Raw genomic sequence first — 15,276 nt, 5'->3', positions numbered from 1 at the left:
GGCTCGCTCCAATGGCCGGGTCCGCGCCGGAACCAGTCCGGCGCGGGGGTCGGCGGGTGCGGATGGGGTCAGTTGATCTGGCCGGGCTTGTAGTAGCCGGAGCCGATGAGCACGGCTTCCCAGTTGCTCTTGTCGACCACGACCGGCTTGAGCAGGTAGGACGGCACGACCTTGACGCCATTATTATAGGTCTTGGTGTCGTTGACCGTGACTTCCTTGCCGCTGAGCGAGGCATCGACCATGTCGGCCGTCACCTTGGCGAGCTCGCGCGTGTCCTTGAAGATGGTGGAGTACTGCTCGCCGGCGAGGATCGACTTCATCGACGGCACTTCGGCGTCCTGGCCGGTGACGACGGGCATCTTCATCTTGCCCGAGCCATAGCCCACGCCCTTCAGCGAGGACAGGATGCCGATGGACAGGCCGTCATAGGGCGAGAGCACGCCATTGAGCGTCTTGTCGGAGTAATAGGCGCTGAGCAGGTTGTCCATGCGGGCCTGGGCGGTGGCGCCGTCCCAGCGCAGGGTCGAGACCTTGTCCATGCCCATCTGGCCGGAGGCGACCTTCAGCGTGCCGTTGTCGATCAGCGGCTTCAGCACCGACATGGCGCCGTCATAGAAGAAATAGGCGTTGTTATCGTCCGGCGAGCCGCCGAACAGCTCGATGTTGAACGGGCCCTTATTCTCGGGATAGCCGAGGCCCTTGAGCAGCGACTGCGCCTGCAGCACGCCGACCTGGAAATTGTCGAAGGTCGCGTAATAGTCGACATTCGGCGTCTCGCGGATCAGCCGGTCATAGGCGATGACCTTGATGCCCTTGTCATGCGCCTGCTTGAGCACGTCGGACAGGGTGGTGCCGTCGATCGAGGCGATGACCAGCACCTTGGCGCCCTTGGTCACCATGTTCTCGATCTGCGAGAGCTGGTTCGGGATGTCGTCCTCGGCATATTGCAGATCGGTGGTGTAGCCGCGCTCCTTGAGCACCTTCACCATGTTGTCGCCATCGGCGATCCAGCGGGCGGAGGATTTGGTGGGCATGGCGATGCCGACCGTGCCCTTGTCCGCCGCCGAGGCGGGGAGGGCGAGGGCCAGCGCGCCGAGCGCGAAGGCGGCAGCGGAGAAAAGCGTCGTCAGGCGTTTCATCGTCGGCTCCTTGAGCGTTTCACGTTTCGTTTGTTGAGCGGTCGCCTTTGGCGTTCCGGTTTCTTGGCGGGGAATCCCGCGCGAGGGCGCGCGCCTCACTGGGCGGCGCGCCATGTCTCGATGGAAGGAAAAGCGGCGTCATAGGCGGCGACCACCGCGCGCGCCTTCGCCCGCACCTCGCCCACCGTGGCGCCCGGCCGGTACAGGCTGGAGCCGAGGCCGAAAGTGCGGATGCCCGCGCTCGCATAGGCGGAAAATTCCTTCTCGCCGACGCCGCCCACCGCGCCGATCACCGTTCCCGGCGGCAGCACCACCGAAATCGCCTGGATGATCGATGGGCCAAGCAGATTGGCGGGGAAGAATTTCAGCCCCGACGCCCCCGCCTTCAATGCCGCGAACGCCTCCGTGGGGGTCAGCACGCCCGGCATCGTCACCATGCCGTGGGCGCTGGCGCGGGCGATCACCTGCGGGTCGACATTCGGGCTCACCATCAGCCGGCCGCCGGCATAATTGAGCAGGTCGACCTGCTCCACCGCCAGCACCGTGCCGGCGCCGATCAGCACATGGTCCGGGGCCAGGCGGGCGGCGGCTTCGATGGAGGCGAACGGGTCCGGCGAGTTGAGCGGGATCTCGATCGCCTCCAGTCCCTCCTCGATCAGCGCGGCGACGATGGCCTCCGTCTCCTCCGGGCGGATGCCGCGCAGAATGGCGACCAGCCCGCGCTGCAGCGAAGGCCAGGCGATGCGGGGAGTGAAGGGGGCGCTCATGCGGAGATCCTTTCCAGCCGGAAGGCGCTGACGGCCGCGGCGTGCAGCCCGGCCCGCACGCAGGCCTCGGCATCATGCGTGGTGACGGAGGCGATGCCGGCCAGCGCCAGCGCCACCTGGTAGAGCGAAGCCGCCGGGCCGGAGGCGATGAGCGCGACCGGCCCCCGCCCGCCGAACCGCGCCGCCCCGGCGAGTTCCGCCCCGAGCAGCAGGCCGGACAGCCGCGCCAGCGCCGTCTCCGGCGCCACGCCTTCCAGCAGCCAGGCGGCGCGCAGGCGGAACAGCCGGTTGCCCAGCATGTCCGGTTCGGCCAGGCCGTCCTGCACGCCCTGGGCAAAGGCGTCCGAGCCGGGGTCCACGGCGGCCGCCCCTTCCACCGCCGGGGCGAGGATCGAGGCGCTGCGCAGCAGATGGAACAGTTCGCCGGTCATGAAGGTGGCGAAGCCGCCGACCGCGCCAGCCTCGACCCGCACCCATTTGGAATGGGTGCCGGGCAGGCAGGCGAGCCCCTCGAAGCCGTCGCGCAACAGCGGCAGCAGCTGGGTTTCCTCGCCGCGCATCACGTCGGCGCCCTCCGCGCCGCGCTGGGCGAGACCGGGAAGGATGCGGATGAGGCGCCGCGCGGAGGGGACATGAGCGGCCTTCTCGGTCAGCCCGTCGAGCCCGGCGGGGGTGGCGACATAGGCGGCCTCCACCCAGCCGGCGCGCGAGCCGACCATGCCGCACATCATGACCGGCACGCCCTCGGGAATGGCGAGCGCTTCGAGATGGGCTTCCAGCACCGCCTCGAAACCCTCCGCCGCCGAGGCGGCCAGCCCCTGCGCGCTGCGCCGCTCGCCCAGCACGGCGCCGGCGCGGTCGAGCGCCCAGAGGCGGAAGCTCGACGTGCCCCAGTCGACGACGATATGGGAGACGCGCGGCATCAGAGGCCTCCCAGCCGGACGCGCGGCTCGGCACGGCCCTTGGCGCCGATGTCGATGAGGAAGGTGCGCCCATGTTCCGGGTCGGCGGCGCGGGTGGCCGCGTCCATGCCCTCCCAGGCCGAGGTGACGAGCACGCGATCAAAGCCCGGCCCGACGAAGACCGGGCAACTGGTCTGAAGGGCCGGGGTGGCAACGCTGCGGACCAGATCACCCGCCGGCGAATAGGCATTGAGCCGCGCCCCGCCCCAGATGGCGCACCAGATCAGCCCCTCGGCATCGGTGACGGCGCCATCGAGGCCGCCCGCGCCGCCATGCCGGTGCAGCACGCTCGGCGCTTCCAGCGGCAGGCCGGAGACGGGGTCGAGCCGCACACGGTACAGTTCCCCGAGGGCCGTGTCGGCGAAATAGCCGAGCGTACCGTCAGGCGAAAAGCAGATGGCGTTGGGAATGGTGACGGCGCGGAAAAGCGGGATCACGCTGCCGGCGTGGAAGGCATAGATTGTGCCGGCGCCGGGCTCAGCCGCGCGCCCCATGGTGCTGAACCAGAAGGTACCGCCGGGGTGGACACGGGCGTCATTGGAGCGGGTGCCTGACTTGTCGGCCTCCACAGTGGCGACGCTCTCCAGCCGGCCGCTGGCGATGTCGCGCAGCGCCAGCCCACCCTCAGTGACCAGCAGCTGGCGCTCCGCATCGACCATGGCCAGCGCGCTCGCCATGACAGGCAGCGCGTGCGCGGTGATGGCGCCCGTGCCGAGCCGCGCCTCATGGAGCCGCTTCTCCACGATGTCGAACCACCAGGCGGTGTCGCGCGCGGCGTCATAGGCCGGGCCCTCGCCGAGATGACAGCGCTCGGCGCCGAGCAGTGTGGCCGGGGTCGCCGCCGGCGCGGCAGGCGGGGCGCTAATGGTTGTCACGCGGCATCCCCATGGTCTGGGCGATGCGCTGGTAGCGCACGGCCCCTTCCAGCACGGCGCCGCTCTCCAGCTGGCCGACGAGGCCGCGCTGGATCTCCTGCCAGGGGGTCTGGCTGGCGGGGTAGGCATAGCCGCCAGCGGCTTCCAGCTCGGCGCGGCGACGGGCGAGTTCCTCCTCGGCCACCAGCATGTTGGCGCTGTTGCGCCTGAGGTCGATGCGGATCCGGTCGCCGGTGCGCAGCAAGGCGAGCCCGCCGCCGACCGCCGCTTCCGGCGAGGCGTTGAGGATGGAGGGCGAGCCTGAGGTGCCGGACTGGCGGCCGTCGCCGATGCAGGGCAGGGCATGGACGCCGGCCTTGATGAGGTAGTCCGGCGCCCGCATGTTCACCACTTCCGCCGCGCCGGGATAGCCGACCGGGCCGGCGCCGCGCATGAACAGGACGCACATATCGTCAATGGCCAGCGCCGGGTCGTCGATGCGGGCGTGGTAGTCCTCCGGCCCGTCGAACACGATGGCGCGGCCCTCGAAAGCTTCCGGGTCGTCCGGGTTGGAGAGGTAGCGGACGCGGAATTCCGGGCTGATGACGCTCATCTTCATGATGGCGGAGGAGAACAGATTGCCGCGCAGCACGCGGAAGCCGGCATTCTCCTTCAGCGGCTGGTCATAGGGGCGGATCACCGCCTCGTCCTGGATGCTGGCGCCAGCGCAGTTGGCACCGAGAGTGCGGCCATTGGCGGTGAGCGCATCCTCGGCGATCAGGCCCTGGCCCATCAGCTGGTTCACCACCGCCGGCACGCCGCCGGCATGGTAATAATCCTCGCCGAGATATTCCCCCGCCGGCTGCAGGTTCACCAGCAGCGGCACATGCTCGCCATAAGTCTGCCAGTCGTCGATGGACAGCTCCACCCCGACATGGCGGGCCAGCGCGTTGAGATGGATCGGCGCGTTGGTCGAGCCGCCAATCGCCGAATTCACCCGGATGGCGTTGAGGAAAGCGTCGCGGGTGAGGATGTCGGAGGGCTTGAGGTCCTCGCGCACCATCTCGACGATGCGCAGGCCGGTGCGGTAGGCGATTTCCTGCCGGTCGCGATAGGGCGCGGGAATGGCGGCCGAGCCGGGCAGCTGCATGCCCAGCGCCTCGGCGAGCGAGTTCATCGTCGTCGCCGTGCCCATGGTGTTGCAATAGCCGGTCGAAGGCGCCGAGGAGGCGACCAGCTTGACGAAGCCGGCATGGTCGATCTCGCCGGCGGCCAGCAATTCGCGTGCCTTCCAGACGATGGTGCCCGAGCCGGTGCGCGCGCCCTTGTACCAGCCATTCAGCATCGGCCCGACGGAAAGCGCGATCGCGGGAATGTTCACCGTCGCCGCCGCCATCAGCAGGGCGGGGGTAGTCTTGTCGCAGCCGATGGTCAGCACCACGCCATCGAGCGGGTAGCCATAGAGCACCTCGACAAGGCCGAGATAGGCGAGGTTGCGGTCGAGCCCGGCAGTGGGGCGCTTGCCGGTTTCCTGAATCGGGTGGACCGGAAATTCGATGGCGATGCCGCCAGCCTCGCGAATGCCCTCGCGGGTGCGCTTGGCAAGTTCGAGATGGTGGCGGTTGCAGGGAGAGAGGTCGGACCCGGTCTGGGCGATGCCGATGATCGGCCGGCCGCTCTGCAGTTCCTCCTGGCTGAGGCCGAAATTGAGGTAGCGCTCCAGATAGAGCGCGGTCATGTCGATATTGTCCGGGTTGTCGAACCAGGCGCGGGAGCGCAGGGGCCGGTCGCTTTTCGGCGCATTGCCGTGCATTGGGGTATCCTCGGCTCAGTCGTGGAACGGTGCGACGTCGACGCGCCGGCCCAGCAGGAAGGCATCGGCGACAAGCTGCAGCGGGGCGAGGTCGACATCCGACCGCCCCTCGGCAACAAGTTCGACGAAGTGCTTGTAGATGTTCTGGTATTCGGCTTCGGGCTGGGCGCTCAGCACCTGCCCGTCCAGCGTCAGCTTCGCCCCGCCATGTGACAGCAGCAGCGTGCCACGGTCGGTCTCAACAGCAATGTCCCAGCTCTGCGGCCCGGTTTGCAGGAAATCGAGATCGGCGTGCACCTTCAGCCCGCCCGCATCGGCCAGATCGACCGTCGCAGCGATGGGCGCGGCGCAATTGGACGGGAAGGACAGCTCCGCCCCGGTCACGAACACGGCGCGCGGCAGGATGGCGGTGAGGATCGACAGGGCGTTGATCGCCGGATCGAACACGCCGAGCCCGCCCGGCTCCCAGATCCAGCGCTGGCCGGGATGCCAGACGCGGACATCCTCCTTCCAGGTGATCGTCACCGCGCGGGGGGCGACTTCGCTGAGGAAGGCGCGGGCCGGCTCCACCGCCGGGGCGAAGCGCGAATGCCAGGTGGCGAACAGCGTCCGCCCCGACACCTCCGCCGCTGCGACGAGCGGGCCGAGCTCGCTCACCGTCGCGCCGGGCGGCTTCTCCAGCAGCACATGCTTGCCGGCCTTCAAGGCCAGCGCCGCGAGGTCGTGCCGCCCCTGCGGCGGGGTGCACAGCGCCACCGCGTCGATCGCCTCCCCACTCGCCAGCAGCTCGGCCAGCGTGGCGAAATGGGCGACGCCGTCGAGGCTCGCATTGCGGCTGGCCACCGCGACCAGTTCGATGCCCTCCGTCGCGGCGATGGCGGGGAGGTGCTGGTCGCGGGCGATCTTGCCGAGGCCGACAAGGGCGAGACGGATCGGGCTCATGAGCGCGCCTCCCCGGCGGGCACCAGCGTGCCATCGATAAGGCGGGGCAGGCCGAGCGGATTGCTTGTCTGCACGGCGGCGGGCAGCAGCGCGTCCGGCAGGTCCTGGTAGCAGACCGGGCGCTGGAAGCGGCGGATGGCGAGCGTGCCGACCGAGGTCGAGCGCGGGTCCGAGGTCGCCGGGAACGGGCCGCCATGCACCATGGCGTGGCAGACCTCCACGCCGGTCGGCCAGCCATTGGCGAGAATGCGCCCGGCCTTGTCCTCCAGCACCGGCAGCAGGGTGGCGGCGAGGGCGTGGTCGGCGGCGTCCAGATGCAGGGTCGCGGTGAGCTGGCCTTCCAGCGCGCCGGCCACGGCCGCCATCTCGTCGGCATCGGCGCAGCGCACCACCAGCGAAGAGGCGCCGAACACCTCATGCGACAGCACCGGCTCGCGCAGGAAGGCGGCCGCCTCGGTGACGAACAGCGCCGGGCGGCAGGCATTGGCGCCGCCCTCCGCGCCATGGGCGAGTTCGGTGACGTCCGCGCAGGTCTCCAAGGCGGCGACGCCCTTGGCATAGGCGCCGGCGATGCCCGGGGTGAGCATGGTGGCGGCGGGGGCCGACGCCACCAACGGGGAAGCGGCGGCAATGAAGCGGTCCAGCGCCGGGCCGCTGAGGGCGATGACGAGGCCCGGATTGGTGCAGAACTGGCCGGCGCCCATGGTCAGCGAGCCGACAAAGCCGGTGGCCAGCGTCTCGGCGCGCGCCTCCAGCGCGGCGGGCAGCAGGAACACCGGGTTGATGCTGCTCATCTCGGCAAAGACCGGGATCGGCTCGGGCCGGCTGGCGGCGATGCGGCACAGCGCCAGCCCCCCAGCGCGCGAGCCGGTGAAGCCCACCGCCTTGATGCGCGGATCGGCCACCAGCGCGGAACCCAATTCATGCGAGGTGCCGGTGAGCAGCGAGAACACGCCTTCCGGCAGGCCGGCGGCGCTCACAGCGGCGCGGATGGCGCGGCCGACCAGTTCCGACGTGCCGGGATGGGCGGGGTGGCCCTTGACGATGACCGGGCAGCCGGCTGCCAGCGCCGAGGCGGTGTCGCCGCCCGCTACCGAGAAGGCGAGGGGGAAGTTCGAGGCGCCAAACACCGCCACCGGTCCCACGCCGATATGGCGCAGGCGCAGATCGGCCCGGGGCAGGGGCGTGCGATCGGGCAGGGCGCTGTCGAGGCGCGGCTCGTCGGCCCCGCCGGCGCGCACCCAGCTGGCGAACAGGCGAAGCTGACCCATGGTGCGGGCCCGCTCGCCGGTGAGGCGGGCGGTGGGCAGGCCGGTTTCCTCAGCGGCGCGCGCGATCAGCCCATCGCCCAGCGCCTCGATATTCGCGGCGATGGCGTCGAGAAAGGCCGCGCGGGCTTCCGGCGTGGTGGCGCGGTAGAGCGGGAAGGCGCTCGCGGCGAGCGCGACCGCCTGCGCCACCTCGGCCGGGCCGGCCTCGGTGAAGGCCGGCTCCAGCGATGCGCCGGTGGCGGGATCGACGGCGCGGAAGGTCGCGGCGCCGGTGAGGTCGCGGGAGCCGAGAAGGGCGGCGCCGGTGAGGTCGGTCATGGCCATTTCCTGCGCGATCACGCTCACTTGCCCCACTTCAATACCATTGGATCGAGCCGGCGGGCCAGCTCGATCAGCCCGGCGCGGGTGGCGGGGTGGACCGGCGGCAGCGGGGCGCGCAGCGTGTCGTGCTTGATGACGCCGCCTTCCTGCATCAGGATTTTCGCCGTGGCGAAGCCGGCCTGCCGGTTCTCATAGTTGATCAGCGGCAGCCAGCGCTCATAGGCGTCGAGCGCGGCCTCACGATTGCCCGCGACATAGGGGTCGATGATCTGGCGGATGCCATCGGGATAGCCGCCGCCGGTCATGGCGCCGTTGGCCCCGGCGTCGAGATCGGCCATAAGCGTGATCGCCTCCTCGCCGTCCCACGGACCGACAATGGAATCCCCGCCGGCCTCGATCAGCGCCCGCAGCTTGTTGGCGGCCTGCGGCACCTCGATCTTGAAATAAGCGAGGTTCTCGATCTCGCGCGCCATCTTGGCGAGGAACGGCACGGAGAGCGGCGTGCCGGCCACGGGCGCGTCCTGCACCATGATCGGGATGTCGATCGCGTCGGAGACCGCCTTGTAGAAGGCATAGACCGAGGCTTCCGGCACGCGGAAGGTGGCGCCGTGATAGGGCGGCATCACCATCACCATCGCCGCCCCCGCCTCCTGCGCGCGGCGCGAGCGCTCGGCACAGATATGGGTGGCGAAATGGGTGGTGGTGACGATGACAGGCACCCGACCTGCCACATGTTCCAGCACCGTGGTCATGACCAGGTCGCGCTCGTCATCGGCGAGCACGAACTGCTCGGAGAAATTGGCGAGGATGCACAGGCCGTGCGAGCCGGCGTCGATCATGAAGTCGATGGCGCGCTTCTGGCCGTCGAGATCGAGCCGGCCCTCGGCGTCGAACACGGTCGGTGCGACCGGGAACACGCCCTTATACGGGCCGGCGGCGGAAAGGCTGGTCATCCTGCACCTCAGTGATTGTCGCGGGGAACGGGCGAACCCGAACGCCCGACCAGAAAGTCGAAATCGGCGCCACGATCGGCCTGCAGCACATGGTCGATATACAGACGCTGGTAGCCGCGCGTCGCGTGCGGTTCCGGCGCCACCCAGGCGGCGCGGCGGGCGGCCATCTCCTCCTCGCTCACATGCAGGTGCAGCGAGCGGGCCGGCACGTCGAGCGTGATCAGATCGCCATTCTTCACCAGCGCCAGCGGCCCGCCGGCGGTGGCTTCCGGGGCGACATGCAGCACGACGGTACCATAGGCGGTGCCGGACATGCGGGCATCGGAAATCCGGATCATGTCGCGCACGCCCTCGCGCAGCAGCTTAGCGGGAAGCGGCATGTTGCCGACCTCGGCCATGCCGGGATAGCCCTTCGGGCCGCAGTTCTTCAGCACCATGATGCAGGAGGCGTCGATGTCGAGCGCCTCGTCATTCACGCCATGGTGCATCTCCTCGACGCTCTCGAACACCACGGCGCGGCCGGTGTGCACCATCAGTTCCGGCGAGGCGGCGGAGGGCTTGATGACCGCGCCATCCGGGGCGAGGTTGCCGGTGAGGATGGCGATGCCGGCCTCCGGCTTGAACGGCGCCTCGAACGGGGTGATGACCTCGGCATTCCAGTTCGGCGCCGTGGCGACATTCTCCCACATGGTGCGCCCATTGGCGGTGACGGCGTCCTTGTTGAGCAGGCCGCGCTCGCCCAGCGCCCGCAGCACCGCCGGCAGGCCGCCGGCATAGTAGAAATCCTCCATCAGGAAACGACCCGAGGGCATCAGGTCGACCAGGCAATGGATGTCGCGGCCGAGCCGGTCGAAATCGGCCAGCGTCAGGTCGATGCCGACACGGCCGGCGATGGCGAGCAGGTGCACCACCGCATTGGTCGAGCCGCCAATGGCGGCCAGCGTGCGGATGGCGTTCTCGAAGGCTTCCCGGGTGAGAATATCGGAGGGCTTCAGGTCCTCCTGCACCATGTCGACGATGCGCCTTCCGGCCATGCGCGCCAGCAAATTGCGGCGGGCGTCGACGGCGGGAATGGCGGCGTTCTCCGGCAGGCCGATGCCGAGCGCTTCCACCATCGAGGCCATGGTGGAGGCGGTGCCCATGGTCATGCAGGAGCCCGAGGAGCGGTTCATGCCCGCTTCCGCCTCGTGAAACTCGGCCATGGTGATCTCGCCGGCGCGCAGCTGCTCGCTCATCGAGATGATGTTGGTGCCCGAGCCGATGATCTGGCCCCGGTAATTGCCGCGCAGCTGCGGCCCGCCTGACACGCCGATGGCCGGCAGATTGGCGGAAGCCGCGCCCATCAGCAGCGCCGGGGTGGTCTTGTCGCAGCCCATCAACAGCACCACGCCGTCGAGCGGGTGAGCGCGGATCGCCTCCTCCACATCCATCGAGGCGAGGTTGCGAAAGAGCATGGCGGTGGGGCGCATCGTCACCTCGCCGAGCGAGGAGACCGGGAATTCCAAGGGATAGCCACCCGCATCCAGCACGCCGCGCCGCACATGTTCGGCGAGGTCGCGGAAATGGATGTTGCAGGGGGTCAGCTCCGACCAGGTGTTGCAGATGCCGATCACCGGGCGGCCGTCGAAACGGTCCTGCGGCTGGCCGGAATTCTTCAGGAAGGAGCGGTAATAGAACCCCATCTTGTCCTGCCGGCCGAACCAGGCCTGGCTGCGCAGCGTCTTCTTGTTGTCGTTGGTCGACCCGTCATCGCTCATTTCGGCACCTGTTCAGCCGGCCGCGCCGTGGCGGCGCAGGCCGTTGAAAATCACATTGGTCATAGCGGCGGCGGCGGCCTCCGCATCGGCGTCGGCAATCGCCTCGACGATGCGCTCATGGGCGGCGACCGCGATGTCGTGCTCGCGCGCGTCGCCGGGGGCGGAGAGCACGAAGGAGGCGCGCAGCGCCGCCTCGATCACCGCGCCGATCGAGCGCATGAACGGGTTTCCCGAGGCGGTGGCGACCGCCACATGCAGCGTCAGGTCGGCCTCGGCGAAGCTCTCCGACGCGCCGGGCTGGTCCTTCATCCGCGCCACGGCCTGCCGCATCAGCGCGAGGTCGTCGGCGCTGCGGCGCTCGGCGGCCAGCGCGGCGGCGCGCGGCTCCACCGCGAGGCGGATCTCGGAGAGGTCGCGCAGGAAGCGCTTGTCGATGCCGGCGTCGAGATGCCAGGCCAGCACGTCGGCGTCGAACATGTTCCAGGCGGCCCGCTCGCGCACCACCGTGCCGACCCGCGCCTTGGTGGAGAGCAGGCCCTTGGCCACCAGCGTCTTCACGCTCTCGCGCAGCACCGGCCGCGACACGCCGAAGATCAGCGTCAGCTCGGCATCGCCCGGCAGCTTGGCGCCCTCGCCATAGCGCCCGGCGATGATGTCGATGCCGATGGTGCGCGCCACTTCCGCATGGTTGGAATGCGAGCGCCGGGCCGGGATGATGATGATCTGCGAGGCGTTGGGCGCTCTCATGGATGGGCTCCAGCCGGGGCGCGCCGGGAGCGGCGGGCCAGGTGCAAGGTGAGCTGCTGGAAGGCGATGAAGGCGAACAGCAGCAGCCCGGTGGCGATCTTCGCCCACCAGCTCGACAGCATGCCGTCGAAGCTGATGTAGGTCTGGATCAGGCCCTGGATCATCACCCCGAGGAAGGAGCCGAAGATGAAGCCGTAGCCGCCCGAGAGCAGCGTGCCCCCGATCACCACCGCCGCGATGGCGTCCAGCTCCACCCCCACCGCCGAGAGCGAATAGCCCGACGAGGTGTAGAGCGAGAACACGATGCCCGCGAGCCCGGCCAGCACGCTGGAGAGGGTGTAGATCAGCACTGTCGTGCGCCCGACATTGATGCCCATCAGCCCGGTGGCGGTGCGCGAGCCGCCCAGCGCGTAGACATTGGCGCCGAAGCGGGTGAGGTGCAGCAGCACCATGCCGGCGAGCACGACGACGAGCATGATGATCGCCGGCACGGTAAGCCGCGCCCCGGCGCCGAACCGCAGCGCGTGTTCGGAGAGATGGGCGTAGAGGTCGGCGGTGATCGGCAGCGATTCCGTCGACAAGAGGAAGCTCACCCCGCGCGCCAGGAACATGCCCGCCAGGGTGACGATGAAGGCCGGCAGCTCGAAATACTGGATGATCGCGCCCATGGCGGCGCCGAAGGCGGCGCAGATGACGAGGATGAGCACGAAGGCGGCGAGCGGCGGCACGCCCCAGCGCTCGATGGCGAGGGCCAGGAACACGGTGGTGAAGCCGATGACCGAGCCGACCGAGAGGTCGATGCCGCCTGAAATGATGACGAAGGTCATGCCCACCGCGACGATGACGAGAAAGGCATTGTCGGTAAGCAGGTTCATCACCACCCGCAGCGAGGCGAAATTGGGGTAGATGAGCGCGCACACCACGAAGCCGGCAAGGAATACCGCAGCCGTGGCGAGCACCGGCGTCAGCCGGCTCAGGAAACGGATCATGAGCGCCTGCCTCCGGATTTCGAGCGTTTGAACAGCACGCCGAGCCCGGCGAGATGCCCGCCAAGGCGCGGCGACTGGGCGAGCAGCACGGCGAGCACCACCACCGCCTTCACCACCAGATTGGTCTCGGGCGGAAAGCCGGAGAGCAGGATGCCGGTGTTCATCGCCTGGATGATGAAGGCGCCGACCACGGCGAGGAGGATGGAGAAGCGCCCGCCGAACAGCGAGGTGCCGCCGATCACCACCGCCAGGATGGCGTCGAGCTCCAGCCAGAGCCCGGCATTATTGGCGTCGGCGCCGAGAATATCAGCGCTGGCGACGATGCCGGCCAGCGCGGCGCACAGCCCGCTCCACATATAGACCGCCACCGTGATGAGCCGGGTGCCGATGCCGGCCAGCGCGCTGGCGCGGGGATTGCCCCCCGTCGCCTCGATCATCAGGCCGAGCGCCGTGCCGCGCACCAGCAGCAGCGTCAGCGCCATCATGCCGAGCGTCAGCACAACAGGCGTCGGCAGGCCGAGCACCGACCCGCCGCCGAGAAAGGCGAGATCGGGCGAGGTGAAGGTGACGATGCGCCCCTCGGTGATGAGCTGGGCGATGCCGCGCCCCGCCACCATGAGGATCAGCGTCGCGACAATGGGCTGGATGCCGAGCACGGCGACCAGAAGCCCGTTCCACAGGCCGCAAAGCAGGCCCGCGCCCAGTGCGGCGGCCAGCACCACGGGGAGGGAATGGCTGTCGGCGAGGCTGGCGGCGATGGCGCCGCAGATCGCCATCACAGCGCCGACCGAGAGATCAATGCCGCGCATGGCGATGACAAGCACCATGCCGATGGAGAGCAGCGCCACCGGCGCGCCGCGGTTGAACACATCGATCAGGCTGCCGAACAGCCGCCCATCCTGCAGGCGGATGTCGAAGAACTGCGGCGAGACGATCCAGTTGGCGACGAGGATGAGCCCCAGCGCGACGATCTGCGAGGTGCCGATGCGGGGAAGACGCAATGCCATGCCGCCCTCCGTCACGCCGCATCCGCGCAGGCGGGCGCCTGTGCGATGGTGGCGAGAATGGTGGACACCTCGATCTGCGCCCCGCTCAGCCGGGCGACATGGGCGCGGTCGCGCAGCACCACGACCTCGTCGGCATAGGTGACGAGTTCCTCCAGCTCGGAGGAGACGACGAGCAGCGCCATGCCCTCTCGGCACAGGTCGCGGATCAGCCCGATGATCTCGGCATGGGCGCCAACATCGATGCCGCGCGTCGGCTCGTCGAGGATCAGCAGGCGCGGGGCGGTGGCGAGCCAGCGCGCCAGCAGCACCTTCTGCTGGTTGCCGCCCGAGAGCAGGCCGACCGGGCGCTCGGGATCGGGCGGGCGGATGTCGAGCAGGCCGATGAACCTCGCCGCCAGCGCGTCCTGTTCGCGGCGCGAGAGCGGGGAAAGCGCACCGCGCCGGGCCTGCAGCGCCAGCGCGATGTTCTCGCGCACGGTGAGCTCGGCGACGATGCCCTCGGTCTTGCGCTCCTCCGGGCAATAGCCGAAGCCGAGCGCCATGGCCTCGCGCGGCGAGCCGATCGTTACGGCGCGGCCGCCAACTTCCGCCGCGCCGCAATCGGCAGGGTCCACCCCGAAGACGAGGCGCACCGTCTCGGTGCGGCCGGAGCCGAGCAGGCCGGCGAGGCCGACGACATGGCCGGCGCGCAGGGAAAGGTCGAACGGCGCGATGGTGCCCGCCTTGCCGACGCCGCGGAAGGTGGCGATATCGGCACGGGCCTCGCCCTCGATGACAGGAGGGCGCCGCGAGGTTGCCTCGCTGAGCTCCCGACCCAGCATGAGGCGCACGAGGTCGAGGCGCGGCAGTTCCTCCACCGGCGCGCTGCCGGCCAGCCTTCCATTGCGCAGCACGGTGATGCGGTCGCAGATGGCGTAGACCTGATCGAGGAAATGGGTGACGAAGACGATGCCGATGCCGCGTGCGCTGAGCTGGCGCATGACGGCGAACAGCACCTCCACCTCATGCGCGTCGAGGCTGGCGGTCGGCTCGTCAAGAATGAGCACCCGCGCCGACTGGTCGACGGCGCGGGCGATGGCGACGATGTGCTGGATGGCGACCGAATAGCTCTCCAGCGGCGCGGCCACGTCGATGGAAAGGCCGAATTCGCTGAGCAGGGCGCGGGCGCGCCGGCGCATCTCGCCCTCGCGCACCAGCCCGAACCGGGTCGGCTGGCGGCCGAGAAACAGGTTCTGCGCCACCGAGAGATTGGGGGCGAGATTGACCTCCTGATAGACGGTGGCGATGCCGGCCGCCAGCGCATCCTGCGCCGAGCGGGGGGTGATCGCCACGCCGTCGAGCTTCATCGTGCCGGCATCGCGCGCCACCACGCCGGTCATGGCCTTGATGAGGGTGGACTTGCCGGCGCCGTTCTCGCCCAGCAGCGCATGGATCTCGCCCGCACGCAGGGTGAAGTCGACGCGGTCCAGAGCCGTGAAGCCGGCGAAGGATTTCGAGAAGCCGGCGAGCGCCAGAAGCGGCGGCGGCAGCGTTTCGGTGGCGTGCATGGCGGCCTCGGAAGCGGCAGGAAAGCGGCGCGAGCCGGCCGGAGGAAGAACCGGCTCGCGCGGGGCAGGAGCTGCGGGCGAGGGGCCGCAGCGGCGCCCGCTGAGAGCCCTCATCCGATCGGGTGGAAACGCCCGATCGACACGAAAGCGCTCTAGTCTCAAAGAATTGGAGCCTTTTCCTCTCGCGGAAGTCTGGCAACTCTCGCG

The 15,276-nt window shown here is 69.5% G+C and carries 13 protein-coding genes; all 13 read right to left on the bottom strand.

Annotated features, from left to right (window positions below; translation table 11 throughout):
- Window positions 1–68: 68 nt before the first annotated feature.
- Window positions 69–1,139, bottom strand: a complete 1,071-nt coding sequence (gene chvE, locus J2S76_RS02185) for a multiple monosaccharide ABC transporter substrate-binding protein (RefSeq protein WP_307057090.1) — start codon at window positions 1,137–1,139, stop codon at window positions 69–71.
- Window positions 1,140–1,234: 95 nt separating this feature from the next.
- The gene (locus J2S76_RS02180; RefSeq protein WP_307057088.1) at window positions 1,235–1,906 is read right to left on the bottom strand and encodes a 2-dehydro-3-deoxy-6-phosphogalactonate aldolase; all 672 of its coding nucleotides are present in this window, start codon (window positions 1,904–1,906) and stop codon (window positions 1,235–1,237) included.
- Complete coding sequence (locus J2S76_RS02175; RefSeq protein ID WP_307057086.1) at window positions 1,903–2,829, bottom strand: 2-dehydro-3-deoxygalactonokinase; 927 nt, start codon at window positions 2,827–2,829, stop codon at window positions 1,903–1,905. Before J2S76_RS02175 ends, J2S76_RS02180 begins: the two co-directional genes overlap by 4 nt.
- Window positions 2,829–3,743: an SMP-30/gluconolactonase/LRE family protein gene (locus J2S76_RS02170; protein ID WP_307057085.1), complete on the bottom strand. Its 915-nt coding sequence runs from the start codon at window positions 3,741–3,743 to the stop codon at window positions 2,829–2,831. Before J2S76_RS02170 ends, J2S76_RS02175 begins: the two co-directional genes overlap by 1 nt.
- Entirely contained in the window at window positions 3,730–5,535 is a 1,806-nt protein-coding gene (locus J2S76_RS02165) for an IlvD/Edd family dehydratase (protein WP_307057083.1), read from the bottom strand. Before J2S76_RS02165 ends, J2S76_RS02170 begins: the two co-directional genes overlap by 14 nt.
- Before the next feature lie 15 nt (window positions 5,536–5,550).
- Window positions 5,551–6,477: a Gfo/Idh/MocA family protein gene (locus J2S76_RS02160; RefSeq protein ID WP_307057080.1), complete on the bottom strand. Its 927-nt coding sequence runs from the start codon at window positions 6,475–6,477 to the stop codon at window positions 5,551–5,553.
- Window positions 6,474–8,072, bottom strand: a complete 1,599-nt coding sequence (locus tag J2S76_RS02155) for an aldehyde dehydrogenase (NADP(+)) (protein ID WP_370874690.1) — start codon at window positions 8,070–8,072, stop codon at window positions 6,474–6,476. The genes J2S76_RS02160 and J2S76_RS02155 overlap by 4 nt, the downstream gene beginning before the upstream one ends.
- A 17-nt stretch (window positions 8,073–8,089) precedes the next feature.
- On the bottom strand, window positions 8,090–9,022 hold the full coding sequence (locus J2S76_RS02150; protein ID WP_307057076.1) for a dihydrodipicolinate synthase family protein: 933 nt from the start codon (window positions 9,020–9,022) through the stop codon (window positions 8,090–8,092).
- Between the two features lie 8 nt (window positions 9,023–9,030).
- Entirely contained in the window at window positions 9,031–10,779 is a 1,749-nt protein-coding gene (locus J2S76_RS02145) for an IlvD/Edd family dehydratase (protein ID WP_307057074.1), read from the bottom strand.
- Between the two features lie 12 nt (window positions 10,780–10,791).
- Window positions 10,792–11,526 carry a FadR/GntR family transcriptional regulator gene (locus tag J2S76_RS02140; RefSeq protein ID WP_307057072.1) on the bottom strand — a complete coding sequence of 245 codons (735 nt, stop codon included), beginning with the start codon at window positions 11,524–11,526 and terminating at the stop codon, window positions 10,792–10,794.
- Window positions 11,523–12,515 (bottom strand): galactofuranose ABC transporter, permease protein YjfF, encoded by a 993-nt coding sequence (gene yjfF / locus J2S76_RS02135; RefSeq protein WP_307057070.1) that lies wholly within the window; start codon window positions 12,513–12,515, stop codon window positions 11,523–11,525. The genes J2S76_RS02140 and yjfF overlap by 4 nt, the downstream gene beginning before the upstream one ends.
- The gene (locus J2S76_RS02130) at window positions 12,512–13,522 is read right to left on the bottom strand and encodes an ABC transporter permease (protein WP_307057069.1); all 1,011 of its coding nucleotides are present in this window, start codon (window positions 13,520–13,522) and stop codon (window positions 12,512–12,514) included. The genes yjfF and J2S76_RS02130 overlap by 4 nt, the downstream gene beginning before the upstream one ends.
- Window positions 13,523–13,533: 11 nt before the next feature.
- A complete protein-coding gene (locus J2S76_RS02125) occupies window positions 13,534–15,069 on the bottom strand; it encodes a sugar ABC transporter ATP-binding protein (protein ID WP_307057067.1) in 1,536 nt (511 codons plus the stop codon).
- Between the last annotated feature and the right edge of the window lie 207 nt (window positions 15,070–15,276).

It is taken from the genome of Ancylobacter vacuolatus (assembly GCF_030813595.1).
Lineage (GTDB): Bacteria > Pseudomonadota > Alphaproteobacteria > Rhizobiales > Xanthobacteraceae > Ancylobacter > Ancylobacter vacuolatus.
Note: the sequence above shows the minus strand (reverse complement) of the source record. Positions and strands in the feature narration are given on the sequence as shown.

What these genes read in the sequence shown, in the direction of transcription:
- chvE (WP_307057090.1), bottom strand. Translation starts at nt 1,139, where the DNA reads ATGAAACGCCTGACGACGCTTTTCTCCGCTGCCGCCTTCGCGCTCGGC.
- J2S76_RS02180 (WP_307057088.1), bottom strand. Translation starts at nt 1,906, where the DNA reads ATGAGCGCCCCCTTCACTCCCCGCATCGCCTGGCCTTCGCTGCAGCGC.
- J2S76_RS02175 (WP_307057086.1), bottom strand. Translation starts at nt 2,829, where the DNA reads ATGCCGCGCGTCTCCCATATCGTCGTCGACTGGGGCACGTCGAGCTTC.
- J2S76_RS02165 (WP_307057083.1), bottom strand. Translation starts at nt 5,535, where the DNA reads ATGCACGGCAATGCGCCGAAAAGCGACCGGCCCCTGCGCTCCCGCGCC.
- J2S76_RS02160 (WP_307057080.1), bottom strand. Translation starts at nt 6,477, where the DNA reads ATGAGCCCGATCCGTCTCGCCCTTGTCGGCCTCGGCAAGATCGCCCGC.
- J2S76_RS02155 (WP_370874690.1), bottom strand. Translation starts at nt 8,072, where the DNA reads ATGGCCATGACCGACCTCACCGGCGCCGCCCTTCTCGGCTCCCGCGAC.
- J2S76_RS02150 (WP_307057076.1), bottom strand. Translation starts at nt 9,022, where the DNA reads ATGACCAGCCTTTCCGCCGCCGGCCCGTATAAGGGCGTGTTCCCGGTC.
- J2S76_RS02145 (WP_307057074.1), bottom strand. Translation starts at nt 10,779, where the DNA reads ATGAGCGATGACGGGTCGACCAACGACAACAAGAAGACGCTGCGCAGC.
- J2S76_RS02140 (WP_307057072.1), bottom strand. Translation starts at nt 11,526, where the DNA reads ATGAGAGCGCCCAACGCCTCGCAGATCATCATCATCCCGGCCCGGCGC.
- yjfF (WP_307057070.1), bottom strand. Translation starts at nt 12,515, where the DNA reads ATGATCCGTTTCCTGAGCCGGCTGACGCCGGTGCTCGCCACGGCTGCG.
- J2S76_RS02130 (WP_307057069.1), bottom strand. Translation starts at nt 13,522, where the DNA reads ATGGCATTGCGTCTTCCCCGCATCGGCACCTCGCAGATCGTCGCGCTG.
- J2S76_RS02125 (WP_307057067.1), bottom strand. Translation starts at nt 15,069, where the DNA reads ATGCACGCCACCGAAACGCTGCCGCCGCCGCTTCTGGCGCTCGCCGGC.